Annotated in this window: 16 protein-coding genes and 2 pseudogenes; 6 read left to right on the forward strand and 12 right to left on the reverse strand. The window is 50.3% G+C overall.

Annotated elements, in window-relative coordinates; all coding sequences use genetic code 11:
* Positions 1-186 precede the first annotated feature (186 nt).
* A complete protein-coding gene (locus ACFQI7_RS21415; RefSeq protein ID WP_218101139.1) occupies positions 187-1641 on the reverse strand; it encodes an S-layer homology domain-containing protein in 1455 nt (484 codons plus the stop codon).
* 658 nt (positions 1642-2299) lie between these two features.
* Here ACFQI7_RS21415 and ACFQI7_RS21420 point away from each other — a divergent pair.
* Together ACFQI7_RS21420 and ACFQI7_RS37925 are read left to right on the forward strand one after the other, a co-directional pair.
* Positions 2300-2905 (forward strand): TetR/AcrR family transcriptional regulator, encoded by a 606-nt coding sequence (locus ACFQI7_RS21420; protein WP_218101138.1) that lies wholly within the window; start codon positions 2300-2302, stop codon positions 2903-2905.
* Complete coding sequence (locus tag ACFQI7_RS37925; RefSeq protein ID WP_230415321.1) at positions 2898-3338, forward strand: hypothetical protein; 441 nt, start codon at positions 2898-2900, stop codon at positions 3336-3338. The genes ACFQI7_RS21420 and ACFQI7_RS37925 overlap by 8 nt, the downstream gene beginning before the upstream one ends.
* Here the strand turns inward: ACFQI7_RS37925 and ACFQI7_RS21430 are convergent.
* The 6 genes and pseudogenes from ACFQI7_RS21430 to ACFQI7_RS21455 all read right to left on the reverse strand — a co-directional run.
* Positions 3335-3541 (reverse strand): glycoside hydrolase N-terminal domain-containing protein, encoded by a 207-nt coding sequence (locus ACFQI7_RS21430; RefSeq protein WP_230415319.1) that lies wholly within the window; start codon positions 3539-3541, stop codon positions 3335-3337. The two genes, ACFQI7_RS37925 and ACFQI7_RS21430, sit on opposite strands and share 4 nt — an antisense overlap.
* 119 nt (positions 3542-3660) lie before the next feature.
* A complete protein-coding gene (locus ACFQI7_RS21435; protein ID WP_218101136.1) occupies positions 3661-5172 on the reverse strand; it encodes a phospholipase D-like domain-containing protein in 1512 nt (503 codons plus the stop codon).
* A 151-nt stretch (positions 5173-5323) separates the two neighbouring features.
* Positions 5324-5623 carry a spore coat protein gene (locus ACFQI7_RS21440; protein ID WP_218101135.1) on the reverse strand — a complete coding sequence of 100 codons (300 nt, stop codon included), beginning with the start codon at positions 5621-5623 and terminating at the stop codon, positions 5324-5326.
* Positions 5624-5634: 11 nt separating this feature from the next.
* Positions 5635-5829 (reverse strand): hypothetical protein, encoded by a 195-nt coding sequence (locus tag ACFQI7_RS21445; RefSeq protein WP_218101134.1) that lies wholly within the window; start codon positions 5827-5829, stop codon positions 5635-5637.
* A 29-nt stretch (positions 5830-5858) separates the two neighbouring features.
* A pseudogene (locus ACFQI7_RS21450) lies at positions 5859-6692 on the reverse strand (zinc-binding dehydrogenase); the annotation flags it as partial.
* A pseudogene (locus tag ACFQI7_RS21455) lies at positions 6691-6783 on the reverse strand (spore gernimation protein GerQ); the annotation flags it as partial. The pseudogenes ACFQI7_RS21450 and ACFQI7_RS21455, both read right to left, overlap by 2 nt.
* A gap of 156 nt (positions 6784-6939) precedes the next feature.
* Between ACFQI7_RS21455 and ACFQI7_RS21460 the strand changes: the two are divergent.
* From ACFQI7_RS21460 to ACFQI7_RS37930, 3 genes are read left to right on the forward strand one after another with little or no spacing between them, the layout of a single operon-like run.
* Positions 6940-8424 carry a spore germination protein gene (locus ACFQI7_RS21460; protein ID WP_218101133.1) on the forward strand — a complete coding sequence of 495 codons (1485 nt, stop codon included), beginning with the start codon at positions 6940-6942 and terminating at the stop codon, positions 8422-8424.
* Between the two features lie 4 nt (positions 8425-8428).
* A complete protein-coding gene (locus ACFQI7_RS21465) occupies positions 8429-9544 on the forward strand; it encodes a GerAB/ArcD/ProY family transporter (RefSeq protein WP_218101132.1) in 1116 nt (371 codons plus the stop codon).
* Between the two features lie 35 nt (positions 9545-9579).
* Positions 9580-10641 carry a Ger(x)C family spore germination protein gene (locus ACFQI7_RS37930; protein ID WP_452458373.1) on the forward strand — a complete coding sequence of 354 codons (1062 nt, stop codon included), beginning with the start codon at positions 9580-9582 and terminating at the stop codon, positions 10639-10641.
* 81 nt (positions 10642-10722) lie between these two features.
* Here the strand turns inward: ACFQI7_RS37930 and ACFQI7_RS21475 are convergent, their stop codons facing one another.
* The 4 genes from ACFQI7_RS21475 to ACFQI7_RS21490 all read right to left on the reverse strand — a co-directional run bounded on the left by ACFQI7_RS21475 (position 10723) and on the right by ACFQI7_RS21490 (position 13989).
* Positions 10723-10887: a helix-turn-helix domain-containing protein gene (locus tag ACFQI7_RS21475; RefSeq protein ID WP_377517665.1), complete on the reverse strand. Its 165-nt coding sequence runs from the start codon at positions 10885-10887 to the stop codon at positions 10723-10725.
* Positions 10866-11048 (reverse strand): helix-turn-helix domain-containing protein, encoded by a 183-nt coding sequence (locus ACFQI7_RS21480; RefSeq protein ID WP_230415317.1) that lies wholly within the window; start codon positions 11046-11048, stop codon positions 10866-10868. The genes ACFQI7_RS21475 and ACFQI7_RS21480 overlap by 22 nt, the downstream gene beginning before the upstream one ends.
* Entirely contained in the window at positions 11048-11248 is a 201-nt protein-coding gene (locus ACFQI7_RS21485; RefSeq protein ID WP_230415315.1) for a hypothetical protein, read from the reverse strand. Before ACFQI7_RS21485 ends, ACFQI7_RS21480 begins: the two co-directional genes overlap by 1 nt.
* A 131-nt stretch (positions 11249-11379) precedes the next feature.
* Complete coding sequence (locus ACFQI7_RS21490; RefSeq protein WP_218101131.1) at positions 11380-13989, reverse strand: adenosylcobalamin-dependent ribonucleoside-diphosphate reductase; 2610 nt, start codon at positions 13987-13989, stop codon at positions 11380-11382.
* Between the two features lie 606 nt (positions 13990-14595).
* Here ACFQI7_RS21490 and dat point away from each other — a divergent pair.
* Positions 14596-15438, forward strand: coding sequence for a D-amino-acid transaminase (gene dat / locus ACFQI7_RS21495; protein WP_218101130.1), 843 nt, complete (start codon positions 14596-14598; stop codon positions 15436-15438).
* Between the two features lie 63 nt (positions 15439-15501).
* Here dat and ACFQI7_RS21500 read toward each other — a convergent pair whose 3' ends face one another.
* Entirely contained in the window at positions 15502-16347 is an 846-nt protein-coding gene (locus tag ACFQI7_RS21500) for a lipoate--protein ligase family protein (RefSeq protein ID WP_218101129.1), read from the reverse strand.

The raw sequence follows: 16347 nt of genomic DNA on the forward strand, positions 1-16347 counted from the left end.
CAGGATTTCTTTCTAAGGCACTAACCGCTGAGAGCTTCATTTCTTCAATCTCGGTTTCGTTTATACCCCAGTAGGTTTGCCCTTAGGTCAAATGAGGATGATCCACGCTCATCCACAAGATCAAATTCTATACCGAGAGTATTTTTGATGGAAGTTCAATTTCGCAAAACGATCATGCATGTCACTTTATTCCTTTAAATGAATCCAGCTGTCATAATCGTGGATGGCCCAGCCGGAGAAGGAGGGACGCTTGTGAAGCATATTGGTCACATTCCCGAGCTCCTCCATCATGACGGCTTGTCCCTTGGTATAGAATGAGATGGGGCCTTCTTTGCTAGGATTCGTTTCGACGGCGATAATGACGGATTTGCCGTCCCGGTCCGCTTGATCCATCTCGGTCAAAATGCTGGAGAGGATTTCCTCTGATGTATCGCGATAGGCCATCAAGGTCGTTTGGTCCAACTGGCGGATCATCCATTCAGACAACGTGGTTCGTCCGCCTTTTCCGTCCGGCACGTTAAATTGTTCGAGCCAGCTTGGCAGGGCCGCTCCGGCAATCAAATCAGGGGTGCCTTCTTTGGTTTGCTGCACGAAGCCGCTAATCGTATCCCGCCAGTTCCCAAGCAACGCATCGCTTTGTTGGGCCCAGATCGGCATGGCGAACGGCTCGATGTCGAGCTGAATACCCTTAAAGCGGGCATCAGCCCCGGTACCGGCATTGTACGTTTTCACCCAATCGATCAGTTTGTACATTTTCAGCTGGTTGTCAGGCAGGATCCAATTCGGCGCTCCTCCCATGGCATGAACATCCATGCCGATAATACCCGCTTCCCGAATAAAGTCGGCGTATTGGCTGGCCGGGACATCGATGTCCACTTGTAAAAAAATGAGATTGATCTGATGACGCTTCAGATACTGCAAAACCTCGGATTTGTTCTGCAGAAATTTACCGGTATTCCATACAAAAGTGGCCTTTTTCTGCGCGCGGTCTGTAGGAGTGGCTGCCGCAACAGGGGTTTTAGGGGCAGTCAACTCTTTCAATGCCGAATCGAGCAGCGCTGCCATTTCCTGCCGGGTCATCGTATCATGGGGCCTGTAAGACCATCCGCCGGCGGTCTGGCTGACGTCTGGGCCAAACCAACGGTGGCCGATGGCGGTATTGACTGCTTCTAGTGCCCAAGCTTTCGGCTTGTCGGTGAAAGCGACCTCCGGACCTACGGGCAGGCCGTGATTTCTTGCATATCGCCAAACCATGGAGGCGGCTTCTTCGCGTTTGACCGGCAGATCCGGGGAGAAGGTTGCTGTTGATGTACCTTCGACGATCCCAGCATGGGTTGCCGCGCGAATGTAAGGCTCCGCCCAGTGACCACGGATATCGGGAAAAGTGCTTGTACCGCTCGAGTCTTTCAGGCCGAATGCGGATGCTGCGAATTTGGCGAACTGGGCGCGGGTCAACGTTTGTTCCGGTCCATATTGACCGGGTGCAATCCCGTCGGTGACTCCGAGCGTTTTTAAGTCTTCTATGTATACGTGATAGGGGCTCGTCTCCGGTACGTCCACAAAGCTTGCGGCAAAGGTGGAATGGGCGGCAATGGAGTTGATAACGAACGTGGCGAATAGCAGAAATGACTTTTTTTTCATTTGAACGTGAATCCCTCCCAAGCGATTAAACTGTTTTAATACTTTTCGAAATCAGAAGTAGACATTGGTCGGTCTACTGTATAAATGTCATGGAGTGGAGTGCACCTTGTTATGGCTATCCTGCTGCCCGTTACTTCTAAGTATATAAAAGTGGAGCTTACCCTGCGGCAGCTCCATACGATCTATCCTGTTAATTAACAAGCCTTCCTGAGTATCAAGGATTGAAAATGTTGGTCCCTCTCCTCTAATGGAACAATTTTGAAATAAAATTGTGCATAAAATGGGTTTCCGGGGTGTCATAAAACCTAATCTTTACCGGTCAACAGTCGTCTCCCGAACTGTAGGCGTGCTTCAAGCTCGATCATAAACTTGCAATCTTCGCAGCAATGCATTCCTTTCATGTTTCGCTTCACGTGGCCGTAAGCTTGAGTCCCCTCGAGGACATAAAACGCTTTTTTACAAACATAACAGGTCGAATGCAAACGAAATCCTCCGTTGGATTGGTCCTGCACCGAAATCCCCCTCTCGTCAATCACGACAAGTTCCCGTATTATTGACGGAATAACCGCAATGCGTTATAACCGAATAAGTATCTAAATAACACATTGTGTTTTTTTATTTTAATACAGTGTATTAAATAAGGCAAGGGGGGTTATCGTTGCCGAAAATCGTAGACCATGAACAAAAAAGGAAACTGATCGCCGAATCGGCATGGAGTATTATCGAAGAAAAAGGGATCGAGCATGCGTCTATCCGCGCCGTCGCCGCTTCGGCGGGATTGTCGCCGGGTGCCTTGCGGCATTATTTTTCAACGCAGGACGAGCTGTTGCTGTTTATCGTGGATTACTTTTTGACGAGGGGAACTCACAAGGCAGAGGGGCTGGATATAAGCCGTATTCCGATGAAAGCCGCGAAGCAAGTGCTTTTAGAGCTGCTCCCTATGGATTCGGAAAAACGAACTGCAACCGGCGTCTGGTGGGTATTCGCCATCCGTTCCCTCACAAGTTCGACGCTGCGGGTTAAAAAAGACGAGCTCACGGACGGACTTCACCACATGACTAAAACTGTCCTCGACCTTCTGGTTAGTGCGGAGCTTCTTCCCCCGTCGATAGACATAGAACTCGAAACGCTTAGACTGGCCGCAGTCGTCGAAGGCTTGACGATCCTAGCATTGCTTCGCCCGGAGGTATATACACCAGAGACTATTGAACGGATCGTCATTCTCCATCTCCGGGAGCTTTGCGTGCGCAATACGGATGAATAAGCAAGTAGAATCAAACAATATTGAAACCCGGCCTAAGATGCGGGCCGGGTCAGAATTAAAGTTGTTTAAAATCATTGAACTAACGTACCCCGTTAGCCACACATGCAGCGCAAGCGCCGCACCACAGATGATGAAAATGGGAGCCAGTTTCCCAGTGCAGCTCATCTATGCACTTGGGTTGGAATCGTACCTGGACATAACGAAAGCGCCGGCATCCGCCAAAACCACGAACGGGAACAAGTATTTAAAATCGGCATTGGTTGAAGCAGCCCATTTCGTTGCAGCATCAAAGAATTGTCTCGGCGCGATGTATAGACGTACAGCAGCTCGAAATGGTAAAAAACGTGCAGCCATCGATGCCCATGCGATGCTAAGGATTGCGTACTATCTCTTAACTCGTAAAGAAATGTATGTCGACCTAGGAGAAGATTAGCTTAAGGAATCCGGCTTATTCCGGTTTTTCGGTCCCCTCGTCCAAATCGTATCCTCATTAAGCTGTATTACTTCGCGATTAACCTGTCCGTGGACCATCGCACCGATCCGCCCGTTCCCGAGCGGAAGCGCATGAAGCCAGCGTTTGGCCGGCTTGTGATAATATAATTTCATCTCCTGCAACAACTGGTTTGTAGGCTGCATTTTCATCCCCTCCCAATGAATAGATGGTTCCGCTTTTCTTATTGTAAGCGTATTTCTATACGGGGAGCCATGATCTAAATACACCCAAAACTGACATAAATGGCCGTATTTGTTGCAGATTATATCATTGGCGAAAGCAGGCGCGCTCCTTGCTCCATGATGCGCTGCGGAAATGATCTCTGGAGCAAATTTTCGATGTGCAGCGGTACCGAATCCATGAGATCGCGCTCGAACTGTGCTGTGAGCTGCGATGCAATATCGGTACTGTAAATGACTTCGCATACTTCGTAATTCAGGCGAAAACTTCTCATATCATAGTTTGCTGCACCTACCTCGGCAATCTCCCCATCCATGATCATCACTTTTGCATGCAGCATCCCATTGTTGTATTGATATATCTGGACCCCGGCTTCCAGCAGTTCTCCGAAATATGTGCGGCTTGCAAGGTCCACGATTTTTTGATCCGATTGGCGAGGAACCAACAATCTCACACGCACCCCGCGCGCCGCGGCTGTCTTCAAAGCCATGATAATGTCTGCATCGGGTATAAAGTAAGGTGTAGTGATGTCGAGGGTCTGTCTGCATTGAGTTATGCATATGAAGTAGACCTCCCGGACAACCTGGGTGGGTAATCCCGGATTACCTTCAAACGACTGTACATATGCATCGAACAACTTTTCAGACTCTGAACCGGAGCCTTCATCATCCAAAGTGCCGAGTTCAGCCGCCCATTCCGCGGATAGTCCGGAAACAGAGGCTGTCATGCTTTGTGGTGCGATGCTATTCGATGTTGATTGCTCAATCGGTTTTAGCGTTTTCTCTTGGTGCTTGCGAGTCATTAAGTTTATCCGTTCCGGTGCACCCATGTTCCAATGGGCTTTGAAAACATCGCGCAGATCCACTGCAGTTTCACCTGTGACACGCATATGTGTATCGCGCCAGAATCCTTTGTTCGGTTTTAAACCGGTATACTCATACCCGATGTTGATCCCTCCGGTAAAAGCCTCCTGTCCATCGACGACAACAATCTTGCAATGATCCCGGTAGTTCCAATAGGATAGCACCCAAGGGAATCGCATGGGAAAAAACGTTCGGCAGTCAATCCCTGCGTCCATCATCCGAGCGATTTGTGACCTTGGAAATTTCCGGCTCCCCCAACCGTCTCTCACAAAGCGTACGCGTACACCGGCGTTGGCCCTTTCTATCAATAGTTCCGTGAACCGTCTGCCAATCTGGTCATCCCGGTAAATATAATATTCCAGGTCAATCGTGTTCTGCGCTTTTGTTATGGACTCCATGAGTCTCTCATAGGTTTCAATGCCGTTTATCAGCATCTGAACTTTGCCTTTTCGAAGGCCATGAATAGCTAAATGCCGTAAAGAGTGGGCAATAACTAAGGCGGAGTGACTGAAAGAATCCGGCAACGTATCCGAGTCATTGCGAGGAGAGGTCAATTTTTCTCGACGAATAACGGGGTTTGTCATGCTGAGGTAAAGTCCGAAACCGATCACAGGAAAAACAAGGAGAATGGCCAACCAGTTCAAAGCCTTAGCCGGCCTGCGTACTTCGCGAATCGCGACGATGAACATAAAGAGCGTATTGATCAGGTACAGCCAAACAATCCATGCCAATTGAAATACCTCCTTTGCGTATCACATAACATGCTTAATAGCAGGTACCTTCCGTGACCGTGAAGATGCCGAACTCTCTCGTTCCATCTGGATCCGGCATTTTCGTTCAAAGCGATTAAGCCACGAAAAGATACCTGTTCGCGTGTGATCTTTATAATACAGGGGCGTTTAAAGCCGTATTTATATTTTGCAGATCAAGCTGAAGCTGCTCGTTCACATTCCACGGATGGTACAGCCCCCGCTCCATCATGTACATTGTGATTTTCTCGTGCATATCGATCGCTTCTTCCAACTGCTTTGTCAGTATCGTCTTAATCTCCGGGGTGACCGCTTCGGTAACCGCCATCGCATAATTTCTTACGCCGCTTTTGGCCGCAATTAAGCAGTCCATTGCAATTACTTGATCGGTCAGCGTATGCATTCCGGTTAAACGCTCAAGAATGGTATTCATCCTGTCATCTCCTATGAATTCGCTTTGGACAAAATCGTGCCGAGCTCCTGCAGCTGACGGGTGGAGATTTCAACGTCCTGCTTCATAATTTGTTTGAGTGCTTCGTCCGATACGAGCGCTTGCATCGTCTTGGACTTTGTTAAGCACAACGACTTGAAGGCCACAATTTCGTGAACTTCCAGCGTTTCGTGCAATGCGTAGGCCATTGTTCGTTGTCCCTCCTGTCTAAATCTTTCTAAGGCTTCAGAACGACTTTAATACAATGATCCGTCTTCGTATCGAATACTTCGTACCCATGCTTCGCTTCGCTAAGCGGAATCACATGAGTGACGACGTCGCCCGGATCGACCTTGCCTGTCTTAATCAATTCATACATATAAGGCATGTAATGGATAACCGGAGCTTGTCCCGAACGAATGTTGATGTTCCTCTGCATAATGTCGCCGAGAGGAAAACCGTTATAGCGTCCCCCGTATACTCCGGTGATCTGTATGGTACCTCCTTTGCGGACCGCTTGCGTGGCGATAACAACCGCGCTTAGCGTACCGCCCTGCAGCTTTAATCCGCTGGCGAGGAACTCCAGATCGCTCATTTTTCCGTCCATTCCGACAGCATCGATCACCACATCGGCTCCGCCTTTTGTTATTTCCTTCAGGTAGTTTCCGATATTCTCCTGCTGCTCAAAATTGACGATCTCCACGTTGTTCGTCCGTTTCGCATGCTGCAGACGGTAGTCTACGTAGTCCACTGCAATGACGCGCTTTGCCCCTTTCAGCCAGCAAAACTTTTGCGCCAGCAGCCCGACCGGACCGCAGCCCAATACTATGACCGTGTCTCCATCCTTCACGCCGGCATTATCCACGCTCCAGAATGCGGTCGTCATGGCGTCAGCGATCAGACACAGCTTCTCGTCGGGCTCTTCGCAGCTTTCCGGAATTTTGAAAGAGGTGAAGTTCGCAAAAGGCACCCGCAAATATTCCGCTTGTCCTCCCGGGTATCCTCCGGTCGTGCCGGAATAGCCGAAATAAGCACCCATATCCGCGTTTTCGTTAGAATTGTCGCATTGGCTGCATTAATTTCGATTTTGCCAAACATAGCGTCTTAAAGTTCAGCATTTCGTGAATTTCAAGCGACTCGTGTTGAGCCAAATGTTGATTCACCGGGTTATCACCTCCTGAAATGTTCAACAGTGGTATTTTTGCATATATTCGCTGACTTATACTAGCGGTCGGTATCAAACCGTCTGGTTGAAATCGCCGGCAATGGTTCATAATAACAATGCTGTGCTAAATACATTTTTTCAGGTGATGGAATCCATGGTATGGAAAAAGGTAACGAACGGACTCGCCCCCGACAATGAGGCTTCCCCCGACAAGGTTGAAATTCCTTTAACGATGGAAGCCCTCATACAGGCGACGGCCAACATGTCCGATGCGGAGATCATTGAACGTCCGGTGCTTGACGAGCGAAAAATTACGCTCCTGTATATAAAATCGTTAATCGATCTCGAACGTCTGAATGAAACCGTCATCGAGCCGCTAAACCACCTCTCGGATAACACGGTTAATGAATGTATCGCCGCGGCCGGCATTTCGGAAGTCACCGGGCTGCAGAACGCCAAGCGGCTTCTTATGCAGGGCTCCGTCCTTGTGCACGACAGCAGGATTGACCGGTGGTGGGCGGTATCTTTACCGAATCCTTTGGGCCGCAGCATCGAGTCTTCCGAGACGGAAACGATTATTTTGGGGCCCAAAGACAGCTTCAGCGAAAAAATCGAGGATAACATTAATCTCATTCGCAGACGGCTGCCGACGCCCAATCTGAAAGCCGAATCTTTCACGGTCGGTTCACTCAGCAAAACCACGATCGTGATCATGTACATGGAAGGAGTCACCAATCCGAAGCATGTAGCTACAGCCAGAGAGAAAATCACTGCCATCGATTACGATATGATTCTGGAAGCGTCCCATCTCGGTTTTTTTATTGAAGACCATGTCCATAGCGTGTTTCCGCAGTTTATGCAGACCGACAGGCCGGATGCGTCAGCATACTTCCTCGGTACGGGCAAGCTTGTCATCCTGGTGGGCGGCACTCCGTTTGTTCTGGTCGCTCCCATTACGTTCTTTCATTTGTTCCAGTCTCCGGAAGATTACATCAACCGGTGGCTCGTGGCCAGCTTCCTGCGGCTGATCCGCTATCTAAGCTTCATGATTTCCATCACGTTAATTCCGCTTTATGTGGCGTTAACGACTCACCATTATCAGATGATTCCGCTGCAGAATCTGTTCGTGCTGCTTGAGTCCAGGAGCAAGCTTCCTTTCACTCCTTTCTGGGAAGCCTGCCTTATGCTGATTACGCTGGAAATCATGAAAGAAGCCAGCCTGCGGATGCCGACCAAGTCAGGCCAAACCTTGGGGGTCATTGGGGGTATCGTCATCGGCCAAGCCGCGGTCGAGGCGGGCTTTGCCAGCAAGGTGCTGATCGTACTGGTCGGAATCTCGGCCATCGCATCGTTCCTGGTACCCAACTATATGATCACCAAAGCCAATACGATGGTTCAATTCGTCCTGCTTATCCTTGCCTCTTTCCTCGGCCTTCTGGGCATGGTTTTGGGACTCATTTTGCTGCTGATCCACCTTAACGGGCTTTCTTCCCTTAAACAGCCTTATCTTGCGCCGCTTGCCCCGTTTTTCGGGAAGGACTGGAAGGATCTGTTCATTCGGGCTCCACTGCCTTCTTTAAAGAGCCGGCCTTTATTTTTACATCCATTGAAAAAGTGGAGATACAGCAGAAGGAGATGATCGCGTGTCTGCAATATTGCTGTTCGAGAAAGAATCCGCGTTTGACGGCAAGTATATCTTTCTGATCGTGAATCGCCTGCAAATGCTGTACTTTGTGCTACTTATGCCGCAATACCTGGTTCATCCCTATATGGTCTGGGCGATCGTTGCCGTCGGACTTGCCTCCGCCCTGAATCTGGCGCTGCTGGCCAAATGGTTTGCTTCACCCTACGCGGCCAAAGGATACCCCGGCTTTGTGGAGCTTTTCGGCGAACAAAAGTTGCGGTTGTTCTGCTTCCTCGGAATGCTGTTCATCTTTATCAAGATTACGGTGATTACACTCGGCTATACCGAAATCGTCCATCAGTTTGTTCTGCCATCCATCCAGAAAGAGTGGCTGCTAGCATTCATATTTGCGGTCGGCTGCTATCTGGCCGTGAAAGGGATGGAGAAAGCGATCCGTTTCATCTTCATCGCCTATTTATGCTCGTTCTGGCTCATACTGCTGTACATTCCCTTTTTCTTCCCGCCCATCGCCTTGATTCATGATCTGTACCCGATCATTCCGACGGAATGGGGTACCGAGCAATGGCAGGGCATCCTGCTCATTTGGGCGTCGTTGTCCGGACCGGAATATCTTGTCTGCTTCGGTGCCTGGTTCAGCCATCGGGACAAGCTGCTGAGGTCGATGGCGATTGGAAACGGGTTAACGATTGTGGAATATTTGGCGCTGTTTGTCGCATCTTCTTTGTATTTTGGACCGGAATATCTGAAAAAAAGCAGCTACCCTGTCATCAACATGGTTCGTTACTTACAGTCGCCAATCTTCGAGCGGGTCGATATTCTGATGATTTGCATACATATTTTTCATTATGTCTTTGCCATTTCGCTGTTCATCCTGCTGTTCTACGGTTCTCTCCGGGTCATTGCAGGGAAAGTCAAGAAACCGACTACTCGGGCCGGCTTCAGTGCAAGCTGCATGGTGCTGCTCCTGTGCTTGATCGTCGTCTATCACTGGTTCTGGAAATCCGGTACGCAGGGGTATTTTTGGCCTGTGCTTCAGGCCTCTTTTGCCGCAGTATCCTTCTTGGCGGTACCTGCCTTTTTCGTAGCCGCTGTCCGAGTGAAAGGGCGTGCTTAGCAGTGAGTTGGCGTACAACAGCTGTGTTATGGACAGTGGCGGGTTTATTGTTTGTCACCGCAGGATGCGAACCCTGGCCGGATAACAATATCATTGAAGAAATCGCCCCTGTCATATTCTGGTCCATCGATCAAGGTCCGGAAGGGAAGCTGAAAATCAGCACGCTCACACCCCCTCTGAGCAAAGAAGAGAAGAAGATGCTTACGCTAAATGTCGATCTTTTGAAGCAGGGCAAAAAAGCTTTTAACCAAAACTACTACCGGGAGCTGAAATCCGGCCAACTTCGGATGCTGTTAATAAGCGAGGAGGTCGCAAGGAATGGTGTACGGCCAATTATCGACACCGTACTGGCGGATCCCGAAATCTCCATGCGCCTTTATCTGGCCGTTTACAGGGGAGATTTGCTGGGGTACTTGCAGAAGCAGATTAAAAAAGAGCCGCTTACGGATTATTTTCTATACCGCAAATTCAAGCATTATGAGAGAAGAAGCCGCGGGGAAATCACGGTCGTCAATCTGCATCAATTCATGAAAAAGCTATATTCTCCGCTTGCGGATCCGGTTATGCCCGTATACCGGGCAGATCAGGATAATTTAACATATGAGGGTACGGGGCTATTCACTAAAGATAAGTTGGTCTCGGTACTAGGCCGAACCGAAGAACAAATGTTCCAGCTCCTGTACAGTAATCACCGTCTTCAAGAGCTTACTCTGCCCGAATTATCGGTCAATGTTAGCGATGTCCATGCCAAGCCCGAATGGAAAGTAGACCTCAAGCACTCAAGTGTAACGATGAATATGGAAATCCGATGCAGAATCGAGGAGTATCACGGGAATAAAGATTTACTGGACCCTGTGCAGGTAAATGAGCTTAACCGGAACATTGGAGCCTATATGGATAAACAAACGACATCGCTTTTAAAAAAAATGCAGGAGATGAAGGTGGATCCTTTGAACTTGGGAACTTTCGCTTTAGGGGCGTTTCATAGGAAGATGGACAAAACGGATTGGCAAAAAGAATGGCCTCAAATAAAGGTCGAGGTAAAGCATACGACATTTATGGAGCCTTTGACCAACGCATTGAGCGGATCCAGGTGACGGTAAAAAGATATTCGCTTCCATGAAGAACGCCGGCGGGACATTTGTCCTGCCGGCGTTTTGCGCTGGATGGCTGCGATCTCATCCCGACAGTTCATCCATCATTTCATGAGCCGCCTGATTTTTCCGGAACTCTCCGGGAGACATCCCTGTCAATTTCTTAAACATCCGGTTAAACGAAGTTACATTCCGGTACCCGATCTGCTGGCCGATATCGTGGATGTTCAGATCTGTTTCCAGAGCAATTGCTTCGCTCTGCGAATGCGAATGGAGTTGATGTGCTCGCTGAAGTTGGCGCCGGTTTTTTCTTTAATATATACGGACAAATAAGTGGAGGACATGTTCAGCTTGTCGGCCAGCATATCGAGAGAAATATCTTCGGCATACCGGGTCTCCACGCACTTCATCACGAATTCAATCGTATGACCTTCTCCAGCTTCTGATTTCGGATGAAACCTGCGCACGCCGTAAACAGCTGCTCGTAAAATTGCTTGAACTCCAGCAGCGTATAGCATTGCTGCAGCTTCGCGAATAGCTCGCCCTGCTTCACCTCGATTACTTTCTCATTAAATATGGAAATTTTCTCAAGAATTATGACGCCAAACAATTATTATTCATTTCTTTGTATAAATATAAATTTCTAAAGAATTCTGCAACAAACCGTCTAACGAATTATGGAACAATTCCAATTAATTCTAGAATATCACACAAAACAAAAAAGGCCCTTTCGGGCCTTTTTTAGCTGCAGCGGCTGTAGCCGCAGTTGCTGCAATTTTTGCAGCCTTCCGTGTTGATCAGCGAGGCGGAACCGCAGGACGGACACAGGTCCAGCGAGGTCGCCGCGTTGCGGGTAACGGCGTATTGCGCCGTCGTCTCCATGATGACCTCTTGGGTGGCGGTCACATAATCGTCCGCGCTGTCCGTGGACTCGCCGTGCATTTCAAGCGCTTTAGCTACGGCATCTGCGATCGATTCGACGCGGTTGGCGCCGAAGCCGATGGCGCCGGAGCCGCCGATGCCCTTCAGATGCTTGGTCAGCAGCTGCACTTTGTCGCCGTGATCGCCATAGCGCAGGAACAAGGAGCAGACGCGGCCGAGCGCTTCGGACATCGCGAACACATCGGAACCGGCTTTGCCGACGTTGAGGAAAATTTCGCTCGGGCTGCCATTCATATCGTTAATCGTAATATACGCCATGCCGAAAGGCGTATTGAATTTATACGTTGCGCCGCGTAAAATTTGCGGACGGCGTTTGTACTGCTTGTCGAAGGAGCGCTCCGTCTTCGCGTCGATCTTCACCGCGAGCGACTGCGACAAGTTCGTGAGCGAAGATTCATTCGATGGGTTTGCCGCCTCGGCGGCTGGAGCTGCTTGAGCTGTCGCTTCAGCCGGTTTCGCCTCGGTCGCCTTCTCTTCTTTCTTATCGGTGCTTAATACCTGCACGTCGCGGCTGCCATCGCGATAAATCGTAACACCCTTGCAGCCCAAATCGAAAGCCAGCTCGTACAGCCGCTTCGTTTCGTCTACCGTAAAGTCGGACGGGCAGTTCGCCGTCTTGGAGATCGAGCTGTCGACCCATTTTTGAATGGCCGCTTGCGCTCGGATATGATCTTCTGCCGATAAATCCATCGCAGTGACGAAGTAGCTCGGAAGCTCCTGCCCCGGGTGCTGATCCTTCCACTCTTGTGCGATCGGCACATATTGCTTGTCGAAGCCCAGACGGCTTTGACGGTAATATTCAAAAGCGAAGTAAGGCTCTATGCCGGTCGACGTGCCGACCATCGTTCCCGTGCTGCCTGTTGGGGCTTGGGTGATGACCGTTACGTTGCGCATTCCTTTATTCTTGATGGCAGCGCCGACTTCCGGAAATACGGAAACCATATTTTTCATAAAGCCGCTTTGCAGAAACTTCTCAGTATCAAAATGCTTAAACGAGCCTTTTTCCTCGGCGATATCGGCGGAAGCAAGATAAGACTCCTTCGCCATAAAGCCGTACAGCTTATCGAGGAATTCAAGCGACTCCGGACTGCCGTAGCGAATGCCCAGCTTGATCATCAGCTCGGCAAGACCCATGGACCCGAGGCCTATGCGGCGCTCGCCCTGTTGGTTGATCCGGTTCTCTTCAAAATGGTAAGGCGTCTTGTCGATGACATTGTCCAGGAAACGGGTGGAATAACGGACAACTTTCGAAAGCTCATCCCACGCCACGTCGTTATTCGCCTCGTCATAGAACTTGGACAAGTTAATGGCCGACAAGTTACATACGCCCCACGCCGGTAAGCCCTGTTCTCCGCACGGATTTGTGCAGATGATCGGGTTGAAATACCAGCTGTTAGACATTTGGTTGTAATATTCCATAAACACCACGCCCGGCTCGGCCGATTTCCAAGCGGACTCGATGATCGTGTGCCATACGTCTCGCGCCTTGACCGTGCGGTAGTGGATAATGTTTTTGCCGGTCTTTCTCCACTTCTCAAGATCGCCGTCCCAGATGTCGTTATACTCCGGATCGGTGGTGTCGGGATATACCAGCTCCCAATCGAGATCTTCCTTGACCGCCTTCATGAAGCTGTTGCTGACGCAAACGGACAAGTTGGCGTTCGTAATTTGCCCCATCGTTTGCTTCACGGTAATGAAGTCGACGACATCCGGATGCCAGTCGTTAATCATCAGCATCAGCGCGCCGCGCCGGCTGCCGCCCTGCTCGATCAGGCCGGTTGTATAGCTGAACAGACCGCCCCAGGATACGGCGCCGCTCGAAGAACCGTTCACGCCCTTCACCACGGAGCGGCGGGGACGAAGCGAGGACAGATTGATGCCTACGCCGCCGCCGCGCGCCATAATCTCCGTCATCTCCGACAATGTTGCCATAATGCCGCCCCGGCTGTCATGAGGGGACGGAATAACGTAGCAATTGAACAGGGTGAGTTCATCGCTTGCATCCGCGCCGGCAGCGATCCGACCGCCCGGTACAAGCTTCCAGTCATCTAATATGTAGCGGAATTTCTCCGTCCATTCTTTTTTCTTCTCAGGCGATGCTTCCACAGAAGCCATTGCAGCGGCCAGGCGATCCCACATTTGTCCGGGTGTTTTCTCCAGCGTCAGTGTCAGCTTCTCGACGGCGGATTCAACGATATCGCCGTTTCTAAGCTTGACTTTGACCTGTCTCCCTTGACGTTCGACCACTTCGCCCACTTCTTTGGCGGGGAACTTCGGGTCGTCTTTCGTAAGCACGAGTACCGTATCGCCAACTTTCGTATGGCTCGTATCGGCATTTTTCATCGCGTAACGGTCAAGAAATATTTTCTCGCTCAGGCCTTCCAATTTGGTTTGCTGCATGATCTTCAAATCGACAACCTCCCGGATAATGTTATTCATGCGAGGGTGTAACGCGCCCTCAAATTCGACATACGGTGAAACGGAAACAAGCGACTCTAAGCAGTTAAGCTGCGAAATACGGCAGCGCAACGACACAGTTTTAAGACCAAAAACGTCAAAAAAGGCGTTATAGAGCCATTTCTGACGAGCGATGGACGCTTATCTCGTTTTCTGAAAAATCACAATATCTGGTATGCGAAATTCATTATACAATACAATATATAGTGTTTCTAATGAAGCGAATGCGATTTTAAGCCTGAAATTCTGGCAACAGGGCCGAAATCTTCTATTTGCTCTATCAATCTCTCTTTCTTATCTTACCGATTCTTCATCTTATTCGACATCATTCGATCTGTCCAGGGTTCGAAAGTACTACGACTTCTACCCGGAAGACCTATTGCCCAACTCAACGAAATGAACGGTCAAAACGATTTTGACAATCATCGTTGCGATTGGTACTGTTATATCCATGATAACATAAAACAAAATAAATCACAAACATACGTTCGCTTTATTGGGACGATCTGCGACTTGCTTGAAACCAAACTTACTCATCGATCGGAGGAAGATGCATACATGCAGCAAATCTACTTGTACCAAAATCGGCTGATTCCGCTGACGCAAGTTCATATTTCACCAGAGGACCGGGGTTATTATTTCGGTGACGGCGCCTATGAAGTATTTCGGGTATACAACGGGATATTGTACGAAACGGAAGCTCACTTCACGCGTTTGAAAAAAACGGTTGACGCGCTTCGCATCAAACTTCCGGCAGACCATACGGCCCTCACTCGGCAGCTGGAAGAGCTGGTACGGGCGAACCGGCTGCAGGAAGGCATCGTTTACATGCAGATTACAAGAGGGACGGCGCCGCGCGTTCATGCTTTTCCGGCCGGTGCCGAGCCGGTGCTCATGGCTTATACCCAGCCATTGGCGCGTCCGGTTGCTACTATGGAAAAAGGCATCTCCGCCGTCACAACCGAGGATATCCGCTGGCTGCGCTGCGATCTGAAGACACTCAATCTGCTGCCCAACGTCATGGCCAAGCAAACCGCCGTCGATCACGGCACCGGGGACGTCGTCTTTCACCGCAGCGGCACCGTGACCGAATGCAGCGCCTCCAACATGATGATTGTAAAAAACGGCGTTGTGCGGACCCATCCGGCGGACAACTTGATATTGCACGGCGTCACAAGGGCCGTCGTGCTGCGCCTGGCGCAATCGGAAGGCATCCCGACGCAAGAGACGCCGTTTACGGTTGAAGAGCTGCTGCAGGCGGATGAAGCGTTTATAACCGGTACTACGGTGGAGGTGACCCCGGTAACGAGCGTGGACGGCAAGCCGATCGGCGACGGACGCCCTGGAGCCGTCACCCGCCAGTTGCAGCAAGCGTTTGAAGCCGCCATTCCGACCGCCTGAACGGCAACCGTCAAAAGCCCCCCCTTACTCACAATGAAAGAAACCTTCGGAGGAGCTACTCGCTCATCTCCGAAGGTTCCATTCTTCGCTGCCGTATTTCTCCCGCGCAAGCTGCTGCGCCAGTTCCTCTTCGTAATCGGTCAGCCTGCCGGATACGAGTTCCACATGCAATCCGTCGGCAATGCCTTCCCGAAACGCCTTCTCGACTTCGACAAGTCCGACCTCAGGTTGCTTCAAGCTGCGAAGCACGTCATTGATCGCAACCGCCTTTTTCAAAAACTGCTGCTTCATCCGCTCCATCACACGTTCGTTTGAAAAACGAAGCAGACGGAACAACTGATCCGCATCAAGGTCCAGCAAAATCGAACCGTGCTGCAGCACGACACCCTTCTGCCTTGTTTGCGCGCTCCCTGCGACCTTTCGCCCTTCCACCACTAGCTCATACCATGATGGAGAGTCGAAGCATGCCGCCGACCCCATCGAAGCGTACTTTGCCTTTTCTTCCTCATTCACCAGCTGCACCATGTCCGCCGCAAGCCCCAGCTTACGGAATCCCAGCAGCAGTCCCTCGCTCAGCACGCGATAGGCCTCCGTCACGCTGCGCGGAATGCCCGGGTAGCTTTCGGACACGATGATGCTGTACGTCAGCTCCTGGTCATGGAGCACAGCCCTCCCGCCGGTCGCTCTGCGCACAAAGCCGATCCCTTCGCGATCAATCGCTTCGAAATCAACCTCGTCTTTTGCCTTCTGAAAATATCCGACGGATAACGTCGCAGGGTTCCAGCCATAAAACCGGACCGTCGGCGGCACCTTCCCTTCGCCGTGGGCCGTCAGGATCGCTTCGTCTACCGCCATATTGTATTCCGGAGAACAAAGCCCCGAATGAATAAAACGCCACTGTTCCGTCAT

Source organism: Paenibacillus allorhizosphaerae (assembly GCF_042659105.1).
Classification (GTDB): Bacteria; Bacillota; Bacilli; order Paenibacillales; family NBRC-103111; genus Paenibacillus_G; species Paenibacillus_G allorhizosphaerae.